Raw genomic sequence first — 19,089 nt, 5'->3', positions numbered from 1 at the left:
CTAGTGCCGGGCCCACCAAGGAAAAGTCAATCGCCGCAAATGAAAATCGACACTCAATGCCCAAGGTAAGTGGCCTGCAGCGCCGAAAGCGCGGAGGGTACTAACACTGGCGATGAAAATGGCGAAACCATGAACAGTGTTGGTGTCCGCTTAACCGATCAGCTAGGCGGCGCAGGTTAAAAGCGTGAAATTCATAATTCGACGCGCCAGTAGGTTGTATTTTCTTCTGATGCAGGCAAGACGTCAGTGCTGCCTTTTTCGATAGCAATCAATTCGGTGTCGTGGAATCTCCCATCTGTCTTTACATTGGCTTTCCACTTTACCGAAAAATTAACAACTTGAATTCTCTTTTCTGACGACATAGCTGATGCAAGCAATCCTTGCGAAACGGGAATTTCGAAAATTCGAACTACGCTAACATTGCTAATCCAATGAAATTCCCGAGCTCCAACTAGTTTTTCAAACTGGGTGCTTTGAATCCAGAATTTTTGATATATATACTTAAGTGGAGCGGGATTGGTCGCTGTAGCCGTAAGCAGCGTCAGTCCGACCGAAGGGGGAGGCTGCAAATTTAAATCTTGCTCGAATTTTCTAAGAATTTCCGGCCTGACGTTTGCTTTATTATAAAGACAATTGGCATCTCCTTTTGTAAAGAACTTGGAACGTGCATGATTTTGAATTGATTTGACAAAAGAGTTTGTTAAATTTTGCTGCGTCAGGTTTACATAAGATTCAAAATCTTGTATGGACTCAAATGTCAAAAGGTTTTTATGCCCTTTTAACTTTTGATCTGAGGTCGTTCTCAGCAAATAGTCATTACAGAGGAAAACGACACTTTGTGTTGTTGATGAAGCGCATATGTGAGTCAGCGTTTCCAAGATCATCGCATCTCGGAATCCTTTCTCATTTTTGGCATCTTTGGGGTCAAAGGAGAATGGCGGCTTTCTCCATATGGCGCTCTCAACAATAGCGCTCCAATTAATTGTTGGCGTTGGGGTTAACTCAATGGATCCACTATGCCCCTTCAGCCATTTTTCTAATTTTGTTTTTACTTGCGATTTTATTGTTGCTTCGTTGCACCGATGTGTGTACTGGGAATTCGTTATCCCAGAAAGTTCGCCGTAGTTTTCATTAATGCTTGCTAAAGCTTTTAGTGCAGAAGTGGTTTGCTGAAAATGAAGCTCACCAAAAACAACCTCTGGTACGCGGAGAGACATTGGGATAACTTTCGAATTCTTTATCCAAAAATTATCAAACGAAGGGGAAACTGGTAACTTTTTGTCCTTATCCCAGAGTATGTTTGTGTCAACAACGACGATGTGCTCGGGGGGAGGTGTTCTCTTCGCTTTTGGCATCTATGGCGCCTAGTAATAGGTTGTGGATATGAGGACTGATTAACGTGATGCAGACCGCACCAACGCACAAGCCATATCCGGCGCTTGCGATCTAAATTGGCGTGCAAAAAACACAGAAAGGGGCTTATAGACTAGCTTTGTGTCATTTATCTTGTATAAAAATACAGCGCTAAACTCAGTCATAAAACCCACTGCCCTTCTGTAGTGCGCGCTACACGGTTGCTAAATCAGGTCCGAAAGCGAACTCGTTGCAGACACCATAACCCGCGCACGGATTTGAGCCGCTACATGGCCCGTAGACTAAGAGATGGCCCTTGGCGTGTCTATGCTTAGACGGATCAGGACCAGCAACAGCCAATCCTCCCTCATGCGTTTCAAAACTCAAAGAAAAATGAACGCAATTGTGTTTGCTCTATTTTTCATAGCAGACACCGCTTGCACGCTCACAGATCGTTCGCTACAGGCACATTTCGCATTAAGGCGACCTCAGTCCCATACCCCGCTGATAGCCTTCTAAACCACCAGCCGCCCGACACGCTCAGCAGCCGCGGTCACATGGCGCAGCAACTCAGCCTTGCACGCGTCAAAACCGGCGCTGAATCCTTCCTCATCCTCCACCCGGCGAACAAACACCTGCGCCATCGCCAGCGCCTCTTTCCAAGCCGCCGCGCTGACCTGCTCCCCCACCGTCAGTTCCAGAGTCCGCTCCAGCAAACCTCCCCCCGCCGTGGGTGCGAACGCCATGGGCGTCATGTCATACGCAGGCGCCAACTCGTAAGGCCTGCGCCCCTCTGACAAGCACGACAGATTGCCGCTGTGCATGTCGGTGTTGCCCATCAGGGTGCCAAACGCCCACAGCAGGCAGGCCGTGTCAAAGGCCTGGGGGGTGATGACGCCCTCCTTCAGCAACGCCCTGGCAATCACCGGCCAGTTGCCGCCGCTGCCGACAAACTCGGCATCCAGCGCGGCGAAGGAATGCAGCGCCCTGCGTCCGCGCGCCCCCAGCCGGTCAAACCGCTGCACTTCCAGAAATCGTTGGGTGCCGTGCATCCAGGTCATTGACTGCGCGGCAGGCACGCCGTGATCGCGCAGCACCTGCAGGGTGATGTGTTCGGCCAGCAGCAGGTCGCGCCAGCGGGCGCTGACGGGGGTGTCGAGTTCTGCGGTGAACTTGACCATCACATGCGCGGCGGTGCCGTCGGCCTGCTCTGCGTAGGCGGTGAACTTGGGCTGCTCTCCGGCGGCAGACGAGCCCGCCACTTCGCCGCGCGCGGCCAGGTCGGCCAGCTGGGCGTAGGTGTGCAGCTTTTGCGCCGCTGCAATCGGCACGGGGTCGGGCGCGTTGACGAACTGGTCGCGCGCGGTGGGGCCGATGAGCAGGTTGCCGGGCATGTCGTCGCCCTGGTCCAGGATGGCGCGCAGCGCGTGGGTGTCGCTCCAGTCGCCCAGCCGCTCGGGCAGGCCCAGGCGCTGACCGTGCCGCTGGCAGTAGGCGCGCCCCAGGTAGCCCTGCGGGCGCATGTCATAAATCCACCACGGCAGGCCGTCGCTGTGCAGCCGGGCCCCGCCCGCCTCGACCATCACAAAGCCCTGCGGGCACACGGGCACCAGGGTGCCCAGGGTTTCCAGCGCGCCCTGGGGGGTGACGCGGTACACGGTGGCCTGCAGATCGGCGCGGACTGGATCGCGGAGTGTGTATTGAATAGATCTTGCAGCGCCGAAGGGCACCACCTCGTCACCCAGCGCGCTGAGTGCCCGCGAGACGGTGGGCTGGCTGACCTGCAGCGCCTGGGCCAGCGCCTGCGCCTTGGCGGGGCCGGGGCGCAGCAGGGGGCGGATGGCGTTGGCGTAGGTCTGGGCGGCGGATGGCATGGCCTAAGGATACGCCGTTTGAATGGAAAATTGAATAGATAAAAGAATAGATTGAACAGACTGATGGACACCCCGGGATCGCCCGACTACGCCGGCAACCGCACCGCAGCCTCCCGCAGCGCCTCGGCAAACGCCATGGCCGCCGGTTGTTGCTGCGTGCCCCGGCGGTAGGCCAGGTACAGGTCCAGATGCACCACAGGCTCGCGCAGCATGGCGACGCCCAGGCCCTGGCGCAGGCATTCTTCCAGCGCGAACGAGGGCACGATGGCGCTGCCACGGCCTGCGCGCACCATGCCAATGAGGGTGCCGATGAGGTTCATGCGGGGGCGCTCCTGGTGGGCCAGGCCCAGGCGCGAGAGCTGCTTTTCGATGACCACCTGGATGGGGTTGCCCGACGGCAGGCTGACCAGGGGCACGTCTTTGAGTCGGCTCCAGGGCTGGCTGTCGGACAGCTGGCCGCTGGTGTGCGCCGCATCGGGCGGGCTGATGCGCATGAGGCGGAACTTGCACAAGGGCTGGCGCGACAGCCCCACGGCGGGTTTGACGAAGAAGCCAAAGCCGATGTCGGCCTCGCCGTCGAGCACGCGCTGGCGCACGGTGCCTACCTCGACATCGCTGAGCTGCACCTGCACGCCGGGGTGGCTTTGCGCAAAGCCGCGAATCACCTCGGGCAGCAGGCTGGCCGAGATCATGGGCGTGGCCGCCACCAGCAGGCGTGAGCGCACGGCGGCCTCGTTGCCGTCCAGCACGGCGCCCAGGGCGCGCAGCTCGCCCACCACGCGCTCGGCCACGGGCTGCAGGCGGCGCCCGGCGTCGGTCAGCGTGATCGACCGGGTGGTGCGGTCAAACAGGCGGGCGCCAACCTGGTCCTCCAGCTCCTTGACCAGCATGCTCATGCCCGAGGGCGACAGGTGCACCTGCTCTGCCGCCTTGGCAAAGCTCTGCAGGCGCGTCACCTCCAGAAAAGCGTGGAGCTGGCGGGTGCTGACATTCATCAGCTTTGATGAAGAATTCATCAGAATTTTCCGTTTGATCAATGTCAAGAGTATCGTTGTAATTGTCCTGTAACGCCCTTCCAACGACTAGAGAGACAAGCCCCATGCCCCAGCTGCCCACCCTGCGTGCCAACGCGCACCCGCCCTCCCCCCAACGCCGCAGCCTGGTGCTGGGCGCGCTGGCCGCCACGGCTGCTGCCGCCACGCCCAGGGCCTGGGCGCAGACGGGTGCCGATGCGCCGGTGCGGCTGGTGGTGCCGTTCACCCCCGGCACGGGCATCGACCTGATTGCGCGGCAGATTGCGCAGCCGCTGTCTGACCGGCTCAAGCGCCCGTTTTTTGTGGAGAACAAGGCGGGGGCGTCCGGCATCATCGGCACGCAAGAGGTGGTGCGCGCCACGCCTGATGGCACCACGCTGCTGGTCAGCGTGAACACGCTGGTGATGAACATGGCGCTGTACCCCAAGCAGGGCTTTAACCCGCTGACGGACCTGGTGCCCGTGAGCCAGACCAGCTGGGGGCAGCTGCTGCTGGTGGCATCGGCGGGGTCCAAAATCGAATCGCTCAAGGACCTGATGGACCGCGCCCGGGCCAAGCCCGGCTCGCTCAACTACGGCTCGCCCGGCGCGGGCACGCCGCACCACCTGGCGATGGAGCTGCTGAAAAACCGGGCCAAGATTTCGCTCACCCACATCAGCTACCGGGGCACCGCCCCGGCTGTGACAGACCTGCTGGGCGGGCAGATCGACGCAATGTTCTTGCCCATCCACGTGGCCTTGCAGCACGTGAAGGCGGGCAAGCTGAAGGCACTGGCCATCAGCTCTGACACGCCGCACCCGCTGCTGCCCGAGGTGCCGTCGCTGGGCACGCTGAAGCTGGTCGACCTGAACGTGGACATGTGGTACGGCGTGTTTGCCCCCGCAGGCACGCCCCGCGCGATGGTGGACCGGCTCAACACCGAGCTGCGCGACGTGCTGGCCTCGCCCGCCGTGGCCAAGTCGTTCGAGACCCAGGGCATGACGCCCGCCCACAGCTCGCCAGACGCCTTCCAGAAGCTGGTGACGGCTGACGCCAAGCGCTGGGCCGACCTGATCAAGGCCCAGGGCATCACCGCCGAGTAGCCGCAAACCACCAGCACCACGCAGCACCGCACAACAACACACTGCAGCCCGTACCGAACCGAATCGAATCGAACAAAACCAACAACATGAACCAGCAAGCAACCGTGGCGCCGCAGCAAGACGCCGAAGTGATCATCGTGGGCGGTGGGCCCGTGGGCATGGGCCTGGCCATAGAGCTGGGCCAGCGCGGCGTGAGCGTGATTGTGGTGGAGCGCTATGTGCAGCCCCAGCCCATTCCCAAGGGCCAGAACCTCACGCAGCGCACCATGGAGCACTTTCATTTTTGGGGTGCTGAAAAGCAGCTGCGCGCAGCGCGCACCATTCCGGTCGAATACGGCATTGGCGGCCTGACCGCACATGGCACGCTGCTGGGGCCCTACAGCTACGACTGGCTGCAACGCGACCTGGTCAAGCCCTACTACTTCACGGCCAACGAGCGGCTGCCGCAGTACGCCACCGAGGCCGTGCTGCGCCAGCGCGTGGCCCAGCTGCCGTCGGTGCAGACCCTCTACGGCTGGGAGACCAGCACCGTGGCACAAGACGATGCGGGCGTGTCCGTCACCATCCAGCAACGCGGCGACGGCAAGGCCCAGCGCGTGCTGCGCGGCGCCTATGTGGTGGGGTCGGACGGGGCGCGGTCGGTGGTGCGCGAGCAGGCGGGCATCACCCACACCCGCACGGACCACGACCGCATGATGGTGCTGCTGGTGTTCAAGTCGCAAGGCCTGCACCAGCTGCTGGAGCGCTACCCCGGCAAGTCTTACTACAACGTGCTGCAGCCCGAGCTGAAGGGCTACTGGAAGTTTCTGGGCCGGGTGGACCTGGGCAGCACCTGGTTCTTTCACGCCCCGGTGCCGCCAGGCACCACCAAAGACAACTTTGACTTTGCCGCCTACCTGCACGAGGCGGTGGGCGCGGAGTTTGAGGTGGAGTTTGAGCACATCGGCTTTTGGGACCTGCGCTTCATGCTGGCCGACAGCTATCGCAAGGGCCGGGTGTTCATCGCGGGTGATGCCGCCCACAGCCACCCGCCCTACGGCGGCTATGGCGTGAACTCGGGCCTGGAAGACGCGCGCAACCTGGGCTGGAAGCTGGCCGCAACGCTGCAGGGCTGGGGCGGCGAGCGCCTGCTGGACTCGTACGATGCCGAGCGGCGCCCGGTGTTTGCGTCCACCATCAACGACTTCATTGCGCGGTCCATCGAGACCGACAAGGAGTTCTTGGACACCCACGACCCGGCGCGGGACCAGGCCGCGTTTGAAGCCGCATGGCAGGCGCGTGCACAGGGTGCCGTGGGCGAGGTGCATGCGTTTGAGCCGCACTACGAGGGCTCGGGCATCGTGTGGGGCAGCGAGGGCCGCGCCAGCAGCGCCAAGGGATCGCACCGGTTTGAGGCGCGGCCTGGCCACCACCTGGCACCCGCCACGCTGCCCACCGGACGCAATGTGTTTGAGGAACTGGGCCCGGGCTTTTCGCTGCTGGTGGTGGGCGGCGACGGCGCCCACGCGCCATCGGTGCAGGCCTTTCGCGAGGCGGCGGCGGGCCTGGGACTGCCGCTGCGGCTGGTGGACTGTGGTGACGGGGGCGAAGGCACCGAGCCTGCGCGCTATGGCGCACCGCTGGTGCTGGTGCGGCCCGACCAGTTTGTGGCCTGGACGGCGCCTGCTGGCGGCCCCCTGGTGACCGCCGAGCAAGCCCGCGACGTTCTGGCGCGCGTGGCGGGGTAACCGCACGGGCGAGGCCGCTGCGTTAGCGGCAACGACCCAGCCCGGGAGTGATCCAGGCCAGGGCGCGATCCAGGCCGGGGCGCTACGCAGCCAATCGCTCAGGCGGCCTTGCGCAACGCGGCGGGCGCCACCGGTGCCTGCTGCCCGTCGCGCTCTGCCACCTTGGCGCGCACCAGGGGCAGCAGCTCGCGACCGTACTCGATAGCGTCCACCAGCGGGTCAAAGCCACGGATCAGGAAGGTGGTGATACCCAGGTCGTAGTACTTGAGCAGTGCGTCGGCCACCTGCTCGGGCGTACCCACCAGCGATGTGGAGTTGGACCGGCCGCCCAGCTCGCGCGCAATGGCCGTCCACAGGCGTTCGTCCACACGGTCGCCCTTGGCGGCGTCGGCCAGCAGGCGCTGCGCGCCTTCGCTCTGCTGCGGGCCCACGCCGCGCGAGTAGCCTTGGCTCACACGCAAACGGCGCGTGTCTTCCAGAATGCGCTCGGCCTTGGCCCAGGCTTCGTCCTCGGTCTTGCCCAGGATGGGGCGGAACGAGATGCTGAAGTCCACATGCCGGCCCTGCAAGGTGGCCTCGGCGCGCACACGGCGCACCAGGTCGCCCGCCTGGGCCAGCGACTCGCCCCACAGCGCGTACACGTCGGCATGTTTGCCGGCCACCTGCAGCGCGGGTGCAGAGGCACCGCCAAAGTAGATGGGCACGCGCTGGCCTTGCAGGGGTTTGACCTCCGACACCACGCCCTTGGCGCGGTAGTAGGTGCCTTCGTGGTCAAAGGGTTTGTCTTCGGCCCACACGCGGCGCAGGACGGTGAGGTATTCGTCGGTGCGCGCATAGCGCTCGTCGTGGTTCAGGAAGTCGCCATCGCGCTGCTGGTCTTCGTCCGAGCCGCCGCTGATGTAGTGCACGGCCAGGCGGCCGTTGGTGTAATGGTCCAGCGTGGCCAGCTGGCGCGCGGCCAGGGTGGGCGCCACAAAGCCGGGGCGGTGCGCCAGCAGGAAATTGATCTTGTCGGTGACCGATGCCGCGTACGTGACGGTCAGCAGCGTGTCGGGGCTGGACGAGCTGGCAGGCACCAGGATGCGGTCAAACCCCGCGTGCTCGTGCGCCTGGGCAAACACGCGCACATAGGCGGAGTCCACCGCCGGGCCCTTGCGGGCGATGGTTTCAGAGACTTCGTGCGGCTGGATCATGCCGATGAACTGGACGGGCATAGCGGGCTCCTGTGGCGATGGGGTGAAACAAGGTTGGGTGAATGGTCGGCAGCGTCACGCGTGCGGGACTGCAGCCATGATCTGCCCGCCCCTGGTGCGCGCCAACGAAGAAAAACGCGTTTGCAAAGTTGTGCGGCGCATAGGCCCCGCCGCAAACGGCGATGGGGGTACACCGCCGCCGTGCGCGCCGCTATGCTGTGGCGGGTTGTCATCCAGACTCTGCCGCCTGGCCGTCAACGTCGGCATGGATCGGCCAGTGCATTGCCAACCTGAACGCCTGGCCCTGGCCTCTGACCGCTGGCGCCTCGCTCCTAACTCCTCACAATGGCCAGCCCACTTCGCATCCAGAAAGGACCCCACCCACCATGCTCTCGCACGTTTTTGTTGGCATCACAGATTTCGAGCGCGCCCTGGCGTTCTACCGGCCGGTGCTGGCCTCGTTGGGCATTCAGGAGCGCTTTTGCGAAGCCGAGCGGCCCTGGGCGGGCTGGGAGTCCACCCCCGGCCCCCGGCCGCTGTTCGTGATTGCCCGCCCGTTCAACGGCGAGGTGCCCCACCCCGGCAATGGGCTCATGGTGGCTTTCATGGCCGCCACGCGCAGCCAGGTGGACGCGGCCCATGCGCTGGCGCTGAGCCTGGGCGGCCAGTGCGAGGGCCGCCCCGGGCTGCGGCCCGAGTACCACGCCAACTACTACGGCGCGTATTTTCGGGACCCGGACGGCAACAAGCTGTGTGTGGCGTCGCACGGACAGGCGTAGCGCAGGGTGGCACCGGGCGGGCGGGAGGCCCCTGCGCTGCTCATTTAAGGAGAAATGGCCTCAAGCGCTAGTCAATAAAGCGCTGGCCGCTATTATTTTAAGAGCAACCTGAACGCGACCCAGGCGTTCGCTCGCGGCCCGCTGCCAACACGCTGGTGGCAGGCACTGTCAGTGCGGGAAGCCACCCCGCACCAGCCGCACGGGCTCTGCGTCCATGCGGCGAATCAGCGCCTGCAGGCCATCGCCCACAGCGTTGGCAGCTACATCGGCAGAAGGCAGCTGCTGGGCCGCTGGCGCAGTGCGGCAGACCAGATCGTCCTCCGACCACGCGGCCTTGCCCGGCTGGCCCCGTGCGCGCAGCCAGCCCGCGCGGTCTGCGATGAGCTGGTGGCCGGGCAGGTCGCTGGCGGGAACGCCCAGCACCAGGGCCAATGCCAACGGCGCTGCAGTATCGGTGGTCAGGCATTCCGCATCGGCGGCAGCAGCATCGGGAGTGTGCGCAGCGCCGGGCCCGGGGTGCGCCACCACCAGCGAGACAAGGCGTGGGTCATCGGCGGGCAAGGGGCTGCCGCTGCCTGGCAGCACCACGCGCAGCCGCTGCCCCACCAGGCTGCGCGCCGTGTGCTGGCGCCCCTGACGGCACAGCACGGCCACGTCGGGCAGGCGCACGGGGCGGTCCCAGGTGCCCGATTCGCGCAGCATCTGGCCTGCGGCATGGGCTTGCAGGTAGTCCAGCACCTCCCACACCTGCGCGTCGGTGAGCTGCGTGCTGCCAAAGCCGGGCATGGTCTGCGCGCCGTTGCGGCCCTGCATGCCGTGGCGCACGCGCCAGAAGAGTTCGCCATCCAGCCGCTTCCACAGCAGCGCGCCGTTCAGGTTGGGCGGCCACATGGCCAGCCGGGCTGCATCGGGCCCTTCGCCGTTGGCACTGGCGCCATGGCAGCGCACGCAGTGCTGCTGGTACACCGCCTGGCCGCGCACGATGCCCTGCGCAGTGAAGCCCGTGGGTGACTGGTGCAGGCTGGTGGCCACGGCCGGCGTCAGCAGCAGGTGGCGATGGGGCCAGGGCGCAAACACCACCAGTGCAGCGGCCAGCCACCACAGCGGCTTGCGGCCGCGCCGCCACGCCACGGATACCGCCAGCGCCAGCAGCGCCACACCCACACACAGCAGCGACAGCAGCACGCGCCGCGCGTGGCCGGCATCCACCACCAGCATCTCGGCGGCCACACGGTGCGCAAACGGCCAAGCGGGCTGGCCGTGCACATCGGGCGCGAGGCCCACGGCATGCAGCAGCGCGCGCAGGCCCTGCTGGGTGGCCTGCAGGCCTTCGAGCAGAGCGGCCAGCCACTCGGGCGGCAACGACAGCCAGGCCAAGGCGGCGGCTACCAGCTGGCGTCCAACCCCAGCAACGCCAGAGCCTCGTGGCGCAGGGCCGCCAGCCGCGGGTCGCCCCGGTGGCGCGGGTATGGCAGGTCGTTGACCAGCACCTGCTTGACGCGCGCGGGCCGGTCAGAGAACACCACCACGCGCTGCGCCATGAACAGCGCTTCTTCCACATCGTGCGTGACGAGCAAGGCCGAGAAGCCTGCGCGCTGCCACAGCTGCACCAGCTCGGTCTGCATGGACAGGCGCGTGAGCGAGTCGAGCTTGCCCAGCGGCTCGTCCAGCACCAGCAAGGTGGGGTCGTTGACCAGCGCACGCGCCAGCGCCACGCGCTGCGCCATGCCGCCCGACAGCTGGTGCGGGAAGGCCTTGGCAAAGTCCTGCAGCCCGACCAGGGCCAGCGCTTCGTCCACGCGGTGGCGCTGGGATTTGAGGATGCCCCGCGCCTGCAGGCCCAGGGCCACGTTGTCCCACACGGTGCGCCAGGGGAACAGCGTGGGGTCCTGAAACACCACGATGCGCGACGGGTCGGGCTGGGTGATGGGGGCGCCATCCTGCAGCAGCTCGCCGGTGGTGGCGGGCTCCAGCCCCGCCACCAGGCGCAGCAGCGTGCTCTTGCCGCAGCCGCTGGGGCCCAGCAGGGCCACGAACTCGCCGGGTCCTATGGACAAGTCCAGCTCGTCGATCACGTGCAGCGGGCCTGCGGGCAGGTCAAACCAGTGGCTGACATTGCGCACGTCAATGCGTGCGCCGGTCACACGGGCCGCCGTAGAGACTTCAGGAACCGTCGCGGAACTCACCATTTCACCACCCCCTTCTGCCAAGACAGCACCCTGTCGCGCAGCACAAACAGCAGCGTGATCACGCCCGAGAACAACAGCGCCATCACAATGAGCGCCGCATACATGTTGGGATACGCCGCCCAGCCCTGCGCCCAGGTGAGGTACCAGCCCAGGCCCGCTTTCACGCCCAGCATCTCGGCCACCACCAGGGTGGAGAACGCCGCGCCCAGCCCCATGAACAGGCCCACAAACACCTGCGGCAGCGCCGCCGGGATGGCCACGCGCAGCACCAGAAACCAGGGCGACGCACCCATGGTGCGGGCCACGTCATAAAAGTTCTTGTGCACCCCGGCCACGCCCGACCAGGTGAGGATGGCCACCGGGAAGGCCGTGCCCAGCGCAATCAAAAAGATCGCCGTGGACCAGCTGGACGGGAAAAAATAGAAGCTGACCGGCAGCAGCGCGGTGGTGGGCACCGGGCCCAGGATGCGCAGCACCGGGTGGATCCAGTAACTGGCCTGGCGCGACCAGCCGATCAGCACGCCCGTGACAAAACCTGCAGCTGCTCCAATCGCAATGCCCAGCGCTAGCAGGCGGATGGAGGCGCCCGCGCTCTCCAGGAGGCGCGGCCAGTCGGTGGCGTACACCTCCACCAGGCTTTGGGGCGGTGCAAAGAAGGGCGGCGGCAGCGTGCCCAGCTTGGCGGTGAACACCTCCCACACCGCCAGGCCGACGGCGATGGCCACCAGCCAGGGCCCGGCCGCACGCACGCGGCGCACCACGGCAGCCAGCGGATGGGCCAGCACGGTCAGCGCCAGCAGCAACGCCGACACGCCCCCCGCACCCCAGGCGAACTCTTCGGTAAACGCCCATTCGCTGAAACCCGCCGGCTTGTTGGGCCACAGGCCCGTGAGCAAGGCCAGCCCCGCCCAGGCTACGGCGGCGGCCAGCCCCACCCACCAGAACCCCAGCGCCCCTTTGGCCGCCTTGAAGTCAGGCGCGGTGACAGGCTGCGCACCCGCAGCACGGGGCGCACCGGATGATGGGCTGGGCGCACGCAGCGGGGGCTGCGAGGGCTTGGGGCTGATGCCCGGCGGGGCGCCCAGGATATTGTCGGCAACAGTGCTCATGGAGAGGGTCCTTGCACGGAATGGGAGGAGGCTCAGGCCAGCACGTCAGCGTGGACGTGGGCCGCGAAGCGCGCAGGGTCGGTGCCGGGCTTGAGCACGCCCACCAGCTTAAAGTCGCGGGCATAGAACTCGATCTCCTGCCGCAACGCCGTGCCCACCGGGTGGCTGCGGTGCGTGAGCGTGCCCAGCACGGCGCGCAGGTCCTCCTGCGGCACCTTGGAATACGGGCTGAAGATGCGCGCCGTTTCGTTGGGGTTGTCGGCCACGAAGTCCGACGCCTCGATGATGGCGCGGGTCAGCGCGGCTGCCGTGCCCTTGTCGTTGCGCACCATGGCGCCGCTCACGCCCAGCACGCAGCAGGTCTTGGCCGCGTATTCGCCCGAGAGGTTGGACGCCAGGTCCACCAGGCCCTTGGTGCGGCGCTGGATCAGCAGCAGGTTGGGGTCGCCATCGGCAATGGCCTGGGCCTCGCCTTTTTCCACCGCCAGGCCCAGCATGTCGCCAGGAAACTGGCGCCAGGTCACGTCCTTTTCGGGGTTCAGCCCGGCCTTGGTCAGCAGCACCGAAAAGAAGTTCTTGCCGGGGCTGTTGAGGTCCGACACCGCAATGGTCTTGCCCTTGAGCTTTTGCAGGCTGGTCACGCCCGCCGCCTCGTAGCCCACCAGGCGCGAGCAACCGCCGTGCGAGCTGCCCACCAGCTTCACGTCAAAGCCCGACTCCAGCGGCTTGATCCAGCGGTGCACCATGCCCAGGCCCGCGTCGGCCTTGGAGGTGGCGATGGTCTCCAGCAGCTGGTCAGTGGAGCCCGCAAAGTTGATCAGCTCGACCTTGAGACCATGTTTTTCAAAAATGCCGCGCTCGATGGCGACCGGCGCGGCCGACAGGCAGATGGCGTTGGCGTTCCACGCCAGCTTCACTTCGCGCAGCTTGCCCGCGGCCCGCACGTGGCGGCCCACCACACTCGACGCCCCCACCACGCTGGCCGCGCCCGCTGTCTGCAACAGCTGCCGGCGCGTCCAGCGCCCTCCCACCCCACCTTGGTTTTGAAGCTTGCTCATGTTGTGCCCTTTTGGTTGTCAAATCCTGATCGGCGCTGCGATTGCCCGTGAATTCCTGTGGATGCCTGCGAGCCGGTCCGCACCGCCGTTACGATGGATTGGCATTGAACTGAAAGACGCCTCGCAACAGAACGAAGAAAAACAGGGATGCATATGCAAAACACGCAACACACGGGCAGCCCGGGCGCTGGTGCAATACCGGGCATGAGTGCATTGCCCAACCCATCGACCCCACCCACGTCCCCCTCCGCCCCCCACACCGCCCGCCTGCGCCACTTTGTGCAGCAGCTGGCCGCGCTGGTGGAGCAGCGCCTGCCCGAGCCCGACACCCTGGCCCAGGGCGCCACGCTGCTGCGCACGCTGGTGGCCCATGACGACTGGCTGCCCGACACCTATGCCCAGCCCCACCCCGATCGCTACCAGCAGTACCTGCTGCATGCCGATGCGCTGGGGCGCTTTTCGGTCGTGAGTTTTGTGTGGGGCCCCGGCCAGGCCACGCCCATTCATGACCACACCGTGTGGGGCCTGATCGGCATGCTGCGCGGCGCCGAGGATTCGCAGGCCTATGCCCGCACGCCCGACGGCCGCTGGGCACCGCAGGGCGCGCCCGTGCGGCTGCAGCCGGGCCAGGTGGAGGCCGTCTCGCCCAACGACCCCGCAATAGGCGATGTGCACCGCGTAAGCAACGCGTGGGCGGGCCACACCTCCATCAGCATCCACGTGTACGGCGCCAACATTGGCGCGGTGCAGCGCAGCGTGTACCTGGAGGACGGCACGCGCAAGCCATTCATCTCGGGCTACAGCAACAGCACCCTGCCCAACCTCTGGGACCTGTCCAAAAACCCTACACCGGCTGCCTGAAGCCGATCCGACCCAACACCATGACCGCTCCCGCCCTGCCCCAGACTTCGTTCCACCAGGTTCGCGAGGCCCTGCTCGCCCGCCAGGAAATCGCCTTGCTCGACGTGCGCGAGGAAGACCCGTTTGCCCAAAGCCACCCGCTGTTCGCCGCCAACCTGCCCGCCGGAAAGATCGAGCTGGAGGCGTGGACGCGCATTCCGCGCCGCGACACCTTCATCGTGGTGTACGACAACGGCGAAGGCCTGGCCGAGCCCGCCGCGCGCAAGCTGCAGCAGCTGGGCTACACGCAGGTGACGCTGCTGGCCGGTGGCCTGCAGGGCTGGCGCGATGCGGGCGGCGAGCTGTTCATCGACGTGAACGTGCCCAGCAAATCGTTTGGCGAGCTGGTGGAGGCCGAGCGCCACACGCCCTCGCTGGCAGCCGAAGAGGTGCAGGCGCTCATCGACGCCCATGCCGATGTCGTGGTGCTGGATGCGCGCCGGTATGACGAGTACCACACCATGAACATCCCCACCGGCGTGAGCGTGCCCGGCGCGGAGCTGGTGCTGCGCGCGCAGGCACTGGCGCCCAACCCGGCCACGCAGATCATCGTGAACTGCGCGGGCCGCACGCGCAGCATCATCGGCACGCAGTCGCTGGTGAACGCGGGCATCCCCAACCCGGTGGCGGCCTTGCGCAACGGCACCATCGGCTGGCTGCTGGCCGGCCAGACGCTGGAGCGCGGCGCCACCCGCCGCTTTGACCCCGCAGTGCATGCCGACCGCGAGCGCGCGCCTCAGCAGGCGCGCAGCGTGGCCGACCGCGCGGGCGTGCAGCGCGCCACCCGCGCCAACCTGGCGCGCTTTGGGGCCGAGGCGCAGCGCACCACCTACCTGCTGGACGTGCGCACGCCCGAAGAATTTGCCGCAGGCCACCTGCCCGGCTTTCGCAACACGCCCGGCGGCCAGCTGGTGCAGGAGACCGACCACACCGCCGCCGTGCGTGGCGCGCGCATCGTGCTGGTGGATGACGACGGGGTGCGCGCGAACATGAGTGCATCGTGGCTGGCGCAGATGGGCTGGGACGTGTGGGTGCTGGACGACGCGCCCGCCGCCGACTTCAGCGAGACCGGCGCCGTGGCCAACACCGTGCCCGAGCCCGAAGGCCCGATTGCCTGGGTCACGCCCACACAACTGGCGGATTGGCTGAACGAAGAAAGCAAACAGCGCCCCGGCCACACCGCCGTGCTGGACCTGACCACCAGCGCTAACTACGTGCAGCGCCACATCCCCGGCGCGTGGTTCGTGATCCGCTCGCAACTGGCACAGGCGGTGGCCAGTATTCCCAAGGCGCAGCGTTATGTGTTGACCTGTGGCAGCAGCCTGCTGGCACGCTATGCCGCGCAGGACCTGGCCCGCCTGACGGGTGGCGCCGAGGTGGTGGTGCTGGAGGGTGGCACGCTGGCCTGGATCGCCCAGGGCCTGCCGCTGGAGCATGGCGAGACGCGCCTGGCCTCGCCACGCATCGACCGCTACCGCCGCCCGTACGAAGGCACCGACAGCCCGCGCGAAGCGATGCAGGCCTACCTGGACTGGGAGTTCGGGCTGGTGGAGCAACTGGGGCGCGACGGCACCCACGGGTTCCGAGTGATCTGATTCACTATCGATTTAATAGCTGCCAGCGCATGATTCACTAGCGCTACCGGCTGATTTCGCTACAAACCTTCTTCTGGGGCGCCCCAGAGGTGCTTACAACGCCTCGTACCGCCACGACACGTTCATCGCCAGCACCTCGCCCTGCGCCAAGGTGCGCAGGCCGGGCTGGCCCGGTTGGTGGAAAGCATCGATGGGCTGGGTGATGGGCTCAAAGCAGAACGCCGGGCCCTGTGGCGGGCGGTACACCAGGCAGTAGTGGTGGGCCGCGCCGCCGTCCTTGTCAAAGTCCGGCATGTGGGCGGTAAGGCGCAGCCCGCGCTCGGGCCAGTCGATCTGCGCGGTGCCACCCCAGCCGGTGTAGGCGTTGTCGATCAGGCCGCCATTGGCGGGCGCGCCGGTGTTCAAGTCCCAGCCGGGCGGAAACTGTTGCGTGTGCTCCGTGGGCAAAGGGTCGTCGCCACACAGCCACACGCCCTGCACCGGCGCCGTGATGCGCGTGCCGGGCGTGCGCGGAAACCAGGGGTGCAGGCCCAGGCCGTAGGGCAGCGGCTGCGCGCCCAGGTGCCGCACCTGCACCGACTGGTCCAAGCCGCCCTCCACCAGGCGGAAGGTCTGCACGCATTCGTACTCGTAGGGGTTGCCGTCAAAGCGCTCGGAGCGCAGCTGCATCTGCAGCGTGTCGGGCGCGGGCTGGGTCAGCTGCCAGGGCTGCAGCCACCCGTCGCCGTGGATGGGGTACGGCTCGCCCACGCGGTTGGGACGCATGGGGTGGAACTGGCCCGCCTGCTCAAACCCGCCGCCGCTGATGCGGTTGGACCAGGGCACCATGGCAAAGGATGCAAGCTGGTACAGGTCGGGCGTGGCGCCGTCCCACGGCCGCCACAGGTCGATGCGTGCATCAGCCTCTTGCGGGTCGTCGATCTGCCAGGCCGCCACGCTGCCGCCCAGTGTGGGCACCAGGCCCAGATGCTGCCCCGCGTGGTGCAGCCAGACGATGGGGTGGGATGAAGAGGCCTCGGTCATGGGCGGTGTGCTTTCTGCGGGATGGAGAAAAGAAGAGGCGGAGCCATGGGCCTCGCTGCTGCGCGCGGGGCCGGCATCAGCCGCCAAACAGATGCGCGGGCAGGCCGGGCGTGCTGATGTCCACGGCAAACAGTGCCCCGGCCAGCGGCTCGGCCGCGAGCTGCTCGGGCGTGAGGCCGGTGCGGGCCGAGGTGATGTACAGCGTGCGCAGGTCCGCACCGCCAAAGGCGCAGTTGGTGACCTGGCTTACGGGCAGCGGGATGCGGGCCAGCTCCTCGGCCGTGTCGGCGTCGTGGCAGGTGACGCAGCTACCGCCCCAGTGCGCCACCCACAGGCGGCCCTGCGCATCGGTGGTCATGCCGTCGGGCACGCCGTCAACAGCGGGCCAGCGCTTCCACAGCGTTTTGTCGCTCACGGTGCCGGTGGCTGGGTCGCAGTGGTAGCGGTAGGTGGCGCCCTGCACCGTGTCGTTGAAAAACATGGCCGGGCCCTGCGCGGTAGGGGCCCAGGTGGGGCCGTTGGTCACGGCAAAACCATCGTCGTGCCGCACGCAGTCGCCGCTGGCGGTGTAGCTGTAGAGCGCGCCCGTGGGAGCCTCGCACGCAAAGTCCATGCTGCCACCCCAGAAGCGGCCCCAGGCGTCGCACTTGCCGTCGTTGAATCGGTTGCCTGCGCGCTCTGGCTCGGGCTGGTGCAGGTAGCGCGGGGCGATGTCAGCAGCGGGGTCGAACAGTGCAAAGCCCCGGCGCAGGGTGACGATGAAGCCGGGGGCGTCGGCGCGCTCGGCAATGGCAGAAATCTCTTCGTCAAACGTCCAGCGCTGGTGGGCGCTGGTGGCCGGGTCCCAGCGGTGCAGCTCGCGCTGCAGGATGTCCACCCAGTACACAGCCTGCTCGCGCACCGACCACATCACGCCCTCACCCAGTGCGTTGCCCAGTGCGACCACGCAGCGCACGGCGCCGGTTGTTGTGGGAGCAGAGGCGGACGCGCCGCTGGACGGTGGGATGGGGGTATCCAGCGAAGGGCGCACGTTGGTTGTCTCCGGTCGTTTTTTTGCATCGGCCTGCCGCCAGGCACTTGACGAGCGGCATCTTATCAACGCCAATTGATGCTTGAAATGAATTTTTTTTCCATTGATTGATTGCAATATTGATATGACACAGCTTTTTACCCCCTCCTCTTCGTCGACCGACGCCACCGGCGCCCCCCAGGGCCTGGCGAAATTCCCCAGCCTGCAAGGCCGCGCCGTGTTTGTGACGGGCGGCGGCAGCGGCATTGGCGCGGCCATCGTGGCGGCGTTTGCCGAGCAAGGTGCCCGCGTGGCGTTTGTGGACGTGGCGCGCAACGCGAGTGAAGCCCTGGCCCAGCACATTGCCGACGCAGGCCTGCCCCGCCCCTGGTGGCGTGTGTGTGATGTGCGCGATGTGAACGCCCTGCAAGCCTGCGTGGCCGAAGCGGCGGCCGAGCTGGGCAGCGACTTTGCAGTGCTGGTGAACAACGTGGCCAGCGATGACCGGCACACGCTGGAGTCCGTGACGCCCGAGTACTACGACGAGCGCATGGCCATCAACGAGCGCCCCGCCTTCTTCGCCATCCAGGCCGTGGTGCCCGGCATGCGCAGGCTGGGCGCGGGCTCGGTGATCAACCTGGGCTCCACGGGCTGGCAGGGCAAGGGCACGGGCTACCCCTGCTATGCGATTGCCAAGTCGTCGGTGAACGGCCTCACGCGCGGGCTGGCCAAGACGCTGGGGCAGGACCGGATCCGCATTAACACGGTGTCGCCGGGGTGGGTGATGACGGAGCGGCAGATCAAGCTGTGGCTGGACGCCGAGGGCGAGAAGGAGCTGGCGCGCAACCAGTGTTTGCCGGACAAGCTGCGGCCGCATGACATTGCGCGGATGGTGTTGTTTTTGGCGTCGGACGATGCGGCGATGTGTACGGCGCAGGAGTTCAAGGTGGATGCGGGGTGGGTTTGATTTTTTGAATTCTTTTTGGGCTCTGGCGCTTATCCATTAAGCGCTGGTAGCTATTGTTTTTGTAGTTTCTGGTTATCTACGAGCGTTCGAGCTGATCCTGTATGAGCCGGCGCGCGCTGGTTTGAGAGGCATGCTTGGATTCAGGACGGAGGCCGGGAGTCGCCCGGCGTGCGAGTAACTTTCTTTCGCGTCGCCGA

The 19,089-nt window shown here is 65.9% G+C and carries 16 protein-coding genes; 6 read left to right on the top strand and 10 right to left on the bottom strand.

The features are described 5' to 3' along the window. Window positions 1-191: 191 nt before the first annotated feature. The 3 genes from N4G42_RS10680 to N4G42_RS10670 form a co-directional block, all read right to left on the bottom strand. A complete protein-coding gene (locus N4G42_RS10680; RefSeq protein WP_260667125.1) occupies window positions 192-1,355 on the bottom strand; it encodes a PIN domain-containing protein in 1,164 nt (387 codons plus the stop codon). Between the two features lie 513 nt (window positions 1,356-1,868). Then, window positions 1,869-3,227 (bottom strand): type II toxin-antitoxin system HipA family toxin YjjJ, encoded by a 1,359-nt coding sequence (gene yjjJ, locus N4G42_RS10675; protein WP_260667124.1) that lies wholly within the window; start codon window positions 3,225-3,227, stop codon window positions 1,869-1,871. A gap of 86 nt (window positions 3,228-3,313) precedes the next feature. Then, entirely contained in the window at window positions 3,314-4,243 is a 930-nt protein-coding gene (locus N4G42_RS10670) for a LysR family transcriptional regulator (RefSeq protein WP_260667123.1), read from the bottom strand. A gap of 83 nt (window positions 4,244-4,326) precedes the next feature. On the opposite strand from N4G42_RS10670, the gene N4G42_RS10665 reads away from it, so the two are divergent. Both N4G42_RS10665 and N4G42_RS10660 read left to right on the top strand, forming a co-directional pair. Next, entirely contained in the window at window positions 4,327-5,343 is a 1,017-nt protein-coding gene (locus tag N4G42_RS10665; protein WP_260667122.1) for a tripartite tricarboxylate transporter substrate binding protein, read from the top strand. An 86-nt stretch (window positions 5,344-5,429) separates the two neighbouring features. Further along, on the top strand, window positions 5,430-7,070 hold the full coding sequence (locus N4G42_RS10660) for an FAD-dependent monooxygenase (protein WP_260667121.1): 1,641 nt from the start codon (window positions 5,430-5,432) through the stop codon (window positions 7,068-7,070). A 98-nt stretch (window positions 7,071-7,168) separates the two neighbouring features. On the opposite strand, the gene N4G42_RS10655 is transcribed toward N4G42_RS10660, so the two are convergent. Then, complete coding sequence (locus tag N4G42_RS10655; RefSeq protein ID WP_260667120.1) at window positions 7,169-8,284, bottom strand: LLM class flavin-dependent oxidoreductase; 1,116 nt, start codon at window positions 8,282-8,284, stop codon at window positions 7,169-7,171. 365 nt (window positions 8,285-8,649) lie between these two features. On the opposite strand from N4G42_RS10655, the gene N4G42_RS10650 reads away from it, so the two are divergent. Further along, complete coding sequence (locus N4G42_RS10650) at window positions 8,650-9,042, top strand: VOC family protein (RefSeq protein WP_056067560.1); 393 nt, start codon at window positions 8,650-8,652, stop codon at window positions 9,040-9,042. A gap of 168 nt (window positions 9,043-9,210) precedes the next feature. Here the strand turns inward: N4G42_RS10650 and N4G42_RS10645 are convergent, their stop codons facing one another. From N4G42_RS10645 to N4G42_RS10630, 4 genes are all read right to left on the bottom strand, one after another. Beyond that, complete coding sequence (locus N4G42_RS10645; protein WP_313771905.1) at window positions 9,211-10,419, bottom strand: cytochrome c; 1,209 nt, start codon at window positions 10,417-10,419, stop codon at window positions 9,211-9,213. A gap of 8 nt (window positions 10,420-10,427) precedes the next feature. After that, window positions 10,428-11,231 carry an ABC transporter ATP-binding protein gene (locus N4G42_RS10640; RefSeq protein ID WP_260667117.1) on the bottom strand — a complete coding sequence of 268 codons (804 nt, stop codon included), beginning with the start codon at window positions 11,229-11,231 and terminating at the stop codon, window positions 10,428-10,430. Then, window positions 11,225-12,271 (bottom strand): ABC transporter permease, encoded by a 1,047-nt coding sequence (locus N4G42_RS10635; protein WP_409557817.1) that lies wholly within the window; start codon window positions 12,269-12,271, stop codon window positions 11,225-11,227. The genes N4G42_RS10640 and N4G42_RS10635 overlap by 7 nt, the downstream gene beginning before the upstream one ends. A gap of 101 nt (window positions 12,272-12,372) precedes the next feature. After that, a complete protein-coding gene (locus tag N4G42_RS10630; RefSeq protein WP_260667115.1) occupies window positions 12,373-13,398 on the bottom strand; it encodes an ABC transporter substrate-binding protein in 1,026 nt (341 codons plus the stop codon). A gap of 204 nt (window positions 13,399-13,602) precedes the next feature. Here N4G42_RS10630 and N4G42_RS10625 point away from each other — a divergent pair, with 204 nt between their 5' ends. Continuing rightward, window positions 13,603-14,259: a cysteine dioxygenase gene (locus N4G42_RS10625; RefSeq protein WP_260667114.1), complete on the top strand. Its 657-nt coding sequence runs from the start codon at window positions 13,603-13,605 to the stop codon at window positions 14,257-14,259. 20 nt (window positions 14,260-14,279) lie between these two features. Continuing rightward, window positions 14,280-15,893 carry a rhodanese-related sulfurtransferase gene (locus tag N4G42_RS10620; RefSeq protein ID WP_260667113.1) on the top strand — a complete coding sequence of 538 codons (1,614 nt, stop codon included), beginning with the start codon at window positions 14,280-14,282 and terminating at the stop codon, window positions 15,891-15,893. Window positions 15,894-15,986: 93 nt separating this feature from the next. On the opposite strand, the gene N4G42_RS10615 is transcribed toward N4G42_RS10620, so the two are convergent. Beyond that, the gene (locus N4G42_RS10615; RefSeq protein ID WP_192421280.1) at window positions 15,987-16,916 is read right to left on the bottom strand and encodes an aldose 1-epimerase; all 930 of its coding nucleotides are present in this window, start codon (window positions 16,914-16,916) and stop codon (window positions 15,987-15,989) included. A gap of 76 nt (window positions 16,917-16,992) precedes the next feature. Beyond that, window positions 16,993-17,946: an SMP-30/gluconolactonase/LRE family protein gene (locus N4G42_RS10610; protein WP_260667112.1), complete on the bottom strand. Its 954-nt coding sequence runs from the start codon at window positions 17,944-17,946 to the stop codon at window positions 16,993-16,995. Window positions 17,947-18,070: 124 nt separating this feature from the next. Here N4G42_RS10610 and N4G42_RS10605 point away from each other — a divergent pair, with 124 nt between their 5' ends. Further along, window positions 18,071-18,892: an SDR family NAD(P)-dependent oxidoreductase gene (locus N4G42_RS10605; protein ID WP_055401789.1), complete on the top strand. Its 822-nt coding sequence runs from the start codon at window positions 18,071-18,073 to the stop codon at window positions 18,890-18,892. Window positions 18,893-19,089 lie beyond the last annotated feature (197 nt).

Origin of the sequence: Acidovorax sp. K2F (assembly GCF_025246485.1) — a bacterium.
In the GTDB taxonomy this organism is placed as follows: domain Bacteria; phylum Pseudomonadota; class Gammaproteobacteria; order Burkholderiales; family Burkholderiaceae_C; genus Acidovorax; species Acidovorax delafieldii.
This window is presented reverse-complemented; position numbering and strand designations above follow the sequence as displayed.

Coding starts and splice junctions, on each gene's coding strand:
- N4G42_RS10680 (WP_260667125.1), bottom strand. CDS start 1,355: ATGCCAAAAGCGAAGAGAACACCTCCCCCCGAGCACATCGTCGTTGTT.
- yjjJ (WP_260667124.1), bottom strand. CDS start 3,227: ATGCCATCCGCCGCCCAGACCTACGCCAACGCCATCCGCCCCCTGCTG.
- N4G42_RS10670 (WP_260667123.1), bottom strand. CDS start 4,243: ATGAATTCTTCATCAAAGCTGATGAATGTCAGCACCCGCCAGCTCCAC.
- N4G42_RS10665 (WP_260667122.1), top strand. CDS start 4,327: ATGCCCCAGCTGCCCACCCTGCGTGCCAACGCGCACCCGCCCTCCCCC.
- N4G42_RS10660 (WP_260667121.1), top strand. CDS start 5,430: ATGAACCAGCAAGCAACCGTGGCGCCGCAGCAAGACGCCGAAGTGATC.
- N4G42_RS10655 (WP_260667120.1), bottom strand. CDS start 8,284: ATGCCCGTCCAGTTCATCGGCATGATCCAGCCGCACGAAGTCTCTGAA.
- N4G42_RS10650 (WP_056067560.1), top strand. CDS start 8,650: ATGCTCTCGCACGTTTTTGTTGGCATCACAGATTTCGAGCGCGCCCTG.
- N4G42_RS10640 (WP_260667117.1), bottom strand. CDS start 11,231: ATGGTGAGTTCCGCGACGGTTCCTGAAGTCTCTACGGCGGCCCGTGTG.
- N4G42_RS10630 (WP_260667115.1), bottom strand. CDS start 13,398: ATGAGCAAGCTTCAAAACCAAGGTGGGGTGGGAGGGCGCTGGACGCGC.
- N4G42_RS10625 (WP_260667114.1), top strand. CDS start 13,603: ATGAGTGCATTGCCCAACCCATCGACCCCACCCACGTCCCCCTCCGCC.
- N4G42_RS10620 (WP_260667113.1), top strand. CDS start 14,280: ATGACCGCTCCCGCCCTGCCCCAGACTTCGTTCCACCAGGTTCGCGAG.
- N4G42_RS10615 (WP_192421280.1), bottom strand. CDS start 16,916: ATGACCGAGGCCTCTTCATCCCACCCCATCGTCTGGCTGCACCACGCG.
- N4G42_RS10605 (WP_055401789.1), top strand. CDS start 18,071: ATGACACAGCTTTTTACCCCCTCCTCTTCGTCGACCGACGCCACCGGC.